The following is a 486-nucleotide window of genomic DNA, read 5'->3' on the forward strand; positions in this document are numbered from 1 at the left end:
CCGGCCGTGTGGCTGGTCAACACCGAAAACGGCTCCGTTTCGCTCCGCAAGATTTCGGTCGGCCGTTACCGCAAAAGTGATTTCGTCGTGACCGGCGGCATCGCCCCGGACGATCTTGTCGTCACGGAGGGCGGAAAGTTTCTCAGGGAAGGCCAGGCAGTCGCTTGGGAAGGCAAATGAGATGACCCTTCATCGCTTCTATTCCTCTCTCCCACTTTTGCTGTCGCTTTCGCTGCTGGTTGGTTGTGAGCCAAGCTCGAATGCGGGGAAGGAGATCAACCCTCGCCCCGTCAAATTCGCGACCGCGACCGCTCAGCAGGAGCAAACGGCAATCTTGCCTGGGGTTGTGCACGCCCACGTCGAGACTGATCTTGCATTCCGGACACTTGGACGAATGGTGTCTCGCAAGGTCGACGTTGGCGATCTGGTCCACAAGGGCGACGTCCTCGCGGAGATCGATCCTCTCAGTCTCCAGCTCGCGGTCAG

At 59.5% G+C, this 486-nt stretch carries 1 protein-coding gene and 1 pseudogene; both read left to right on the forward strand.

From position 1 onward, the window contains the following. A partial coding sequence (locus PY650_RS36735) for a permuted SH3 domain-containing protein (protein WP_490390939.1) occupies window positions 1-180 on the forward strand: 180 nt, incomplete at its 5' end. Between the two features lies 1 nt (window position 181). Beyond that, window positions 182-486 (forward strand): annotated as a pseudogene (locus tag PY650_RS36740) (biotin/lipoyl-binding protein); the annotation flags it as partial.

The organism is Martinezella calliandrae (genome assembly GCF_030272695.1).
Classification (GTDB): domain Bacteria; phylum Pseudomonadota; class Alphaproteobacteria; order Rhizobiales; family Rhizobiaceae; genus Rhizobium; species Rhizobium calliandrae.